Annotated in this window: 3 protein-coding genes; 2 read left to right on the top strand and 1 reads right to left on the bottom strand. The window is 71.2% G+C overall.

The window, feature by feature from the left end:
* Both lnt and CQZ88_RS16400 read left to right on the top strand, forming a co-directional pair.
* The coding region (lnt, locus tag CQZ88_RS16405; RefSeq protein ID WP_102800039.1) for an apolipoprotein N-acyltransferase at positions 1–892 on the top strand (892 nt) is incomplete at its 5' end.
* 35 nt (positions 893–927) lie between these two features.
* Entirely contained in the window at positions 928–1,707 is a 780-nt protein-coding gene (locus CQZ88_RS16400; RefSeq protein WP_006942500.1) for a polyprenol monophosphomannose synthase, read from the top strand.
* A 60-nt stretch (positions 1,708–1,767) separates the two neighbouring features.
* Here the strand turns inward: CQZ88_RS16400 and CQZ88_RS16395 are convergent, their stop codons facing one another.
* The gene (locus CQZ88_RS16395) at positions 1,768–2,193 is read right to left on the bottom strand and encodes an Hsp20/alpha crystallin family protein (RefSeq protein WP_006942502.1); all 426 of its coding nucleotides are present in this window, start codon (positions 2,191–2,193) and stop codon (positions 1,768–1,770) included.
* Positions 2,194–2,492: the final 299 nt, after the last annotated feature.

Genomic DNA, 2,492 nt, shown 5'->3' with positions numbered 1-2,492 from the left:
GATCCAGGGCAGCGTGCCGCGGCTGGGACTGGACTTCAACGCCCAGCGCAAGGCCGTGCTGAACAACCACGTGGCCCGCACCCTGGAGCTGGCAGACCGGGTCCGGGCCGGCACCGCGCCGCGCCCGGACGTGGTGATCTGGCCGGAGAACGCCTCCGACATCGACCCGCTGCGCAACCGCGACGCGGCCGCCGACATCGGCGCCGCGGCGGCCGCGGTCGGCGCCCCGATCCTGGTGGGCGCCGTGCTGGTCAACGGGGACGGCACCACCACCAACTCGGTGATCGTGTGGGACGCGGCCGGCGGGCCGGGGGAGCGGCACGACAAACGCATCATCCAGCCGTTCGGCGAGTACCTGCCGTACCGCTCGTTCTTCCGGTTGTTCTCCGACTACGCCGATCGGGCCGGGCACTTCGTACCCGGCGACGGCGACGGCACCGTCCACGCCGCCGGCATCCCGATCGGCGTGGCCACCTGCTACGAGGTGGCGTTCGACCGGGCGCTGCGGGACTCGGTGCGCGCCGGCGCGCAGCTGCTGGCCGTGCCCACCAACAACGCCACCTTCGGCGACACGGAGATGACCTACCAGCAGCTGGCGATGTCCCGGGTGCGGGCCGTCGAGCACGGCCGTGCCGTGGTGGTGGCCGCCACGAGCGGGGTCAGCGCGATGGTCGCGGCGGACGGTACGGTCACCGAGCGCAGCGCCCTGTTCGTGCCCGAGGTGCTGGTGGCGCAGGTGCCGCTGCGCACGACGGCTACGCTGGCTACTCGGCTCGGACCGATTCCGGAGCTCGTGCTCTGCGTCGGTGCCGTCGCCGCCGTCGGCGTGGCGCTGGTGCGCTCGCGCGGGCGGGGCACCACCGTGCCGGCCGCAGCCGGCACCGCGAGATGACCGGTCCACGGCCGGTTCGACAGGAAGGACCTTCGATGGCAGCGGCGACGCCGGCCGGGAACGACAGTGCGCCGAGCGCCCGGACCCTGGTGATCATTCCGACGTACAACGAACGCGACAACATCGGCCTGATCGTCGGCCGGTTGCACGCCGCGCTGCCGCACACGCACGTGCTGATCGTCGACGACGGCAGCCCGGACGGCACCGGGGACGTGGCCGATCGTCTCGCCACCGCGAGCGAGGGCCGCATCCACGTGATGCACCGCACGGAGAAGAACGGTCTCGGCGCCGCGTACATCGCCGGGTTCCGTTGGGGACTCGAGCGCGGCTACACCGTGCTGGTGGAGATGGACGCCGACGGCAGCCACGCCCCCGAGCAACTGCACCTGCTGCTCGAGCGGATCGACGCGGGCGCCGACCTGGTGCTGGGCTCGCGGTACGTGCCCGGCGGCACGGTCGTGAACTGGCCGTGGCACCGGGAGGTGCTCTCCCGCGGCGGCAACATCTACTCGCGGCTCGCGCTGGGGGTGAGGATCCACGACATCACCGGCGGCTACCGCGCCTACCGCCGCGAGGTGCTCGAGAAGCTCGATCTCGCCGCGGTCGCCTCGCACGGCTACTGTTTCCAGGTCGACCTCGCCTGGCGGGCCGTGCAGGCCGGGTTCACCGTCGCCGAGGTGCCGATCACCTTCACCGAGCGGATCATCGGCGAGTCGAAGATGAGCGGCAGCATCGTGCAGGAGGCCCTGATCAAGGTCACCGTGTGGGGTGTGCGCAACCGGTGGACGAAGCTGCGCGGTCTGCTGCGCCGCTGAGCAGCGGCCGGGGGGAGGGGTGGACGCCGACGGGCGTGCACCCCTCCCGGGTGCCGGGGCTCATTCGACGTTCTTGACCTCGATCTTCTTCCCGGCCTCCTGCTGCTCGGCGAGACCGATCGACACGGTCAGGATGCCCTTGGTGTAGGACGCCTCGACGTCGTCGTCCTTCGCACCCGGGGGCAGGGTCACCGAACGGCGGAACGAGCCGTAGTGGAACTCCGAGCGTCCACCCTCGGACTTCTCCTCGGTGCGTTCGGCCGTGATCTCGAGCTGCCCGGCGTTGATCGAGACGTTGATGTCCTTCTCGGGGTCGAGCCCGGGCAGTTCGGCCCGCAGGACGTACCGGCCGTTCTCGACGCGGTCCTCGACGCGGATGAGGTTGCCGCCGAGGGCGGGACGCAGGCCGGTGAAGGGGAAGGCGTCGAAGAACTCGGACAGGTCCGGGAACACCGAACGGGGACGGCGCGCTGGCACAGTGGACATGTCTGCTCCTCTCTGGGAGTCGGATCGATGGGGAGGTCGTTCCGACTCCATTCGACTCCTCTCGACGAGGTCCCGACAGGGCCGGAAGTCCCGGACCCGGCGGCGCCGAACGTTCGAAGAAGAGGTACTAGGGCAATCGATCGTTCGGCACCGAGCAGGACCGCCGAACGTTCGTCAGGCCGGGTCCGCGGTGCGACGATCGCGTTCGCGCCGCAGCTCGGCGACCTGCACCTGCAGCTCGGCGATGTGCGCGCGCGCCTCGCGCAGCTGGGTTGCCCGCTCGTCGGCCAGTTCGGCGC

Source organism: Rhodococcus sp. ENV425, assembly GCF_002887785.1.
Taxonomy (GTDB): Bacteria; Actinomycetota; Actinomycetes; order Mycobacteriales; family Mycobacteriaceae; genus Rhodococcus; species Rhodococcus aetherivorans.
Note: the sequence above shows the minus strand (reverse complement) of the source record. Positions and strands in the feature narration are given on the sequence as shown.